The organism is Paraburkholderia sp. 2C (genome assembly GCF_054589215.1).
In genome coordinates this window covers 1-217 of sequence record NZ_BAAILL010000059.1, presented here as the reverse complement: position 1 = coordinate 217, position 217 = coordinate 1, and the positions used below count along the sequence as shown (strand labels likewise).

General features: G+C 63.6%; 1 protein-coding gene. It reads right to left on the bottom strand.

The genetic code is table 11. The features are described from left to right. Window positions 1–217, bottom strand: a 217-nt coding sequence (locus ACYPXD_RS28905; RefSeq protein ID WP_459719773.1) for a GH36-type glycosyl hydrolase domain-containing protein, incomplete at both ends; no start/stop codon positions are given.

Here is a 217-nt window from a genome sequence, read left to right as displayed (position 1 = left end):
CACGTGCGTCAGCGCCATCATGTCCTGCAACTGGTCGCGGAACCCATACGCGCCGCTTGCCTGGTAGAACGCCGAGCGCGCTTCGATCCGGCAGGCGAGCGTCTGATACAGCAGCCAGCCATTGAGCATCAGGTCCATCGCCCGATCCGGCGTCTTGACCTGTACGGCGCCCAGCACGTTCTGCCAATGACGTGTCACATCAGCCAGCACCGTGTCG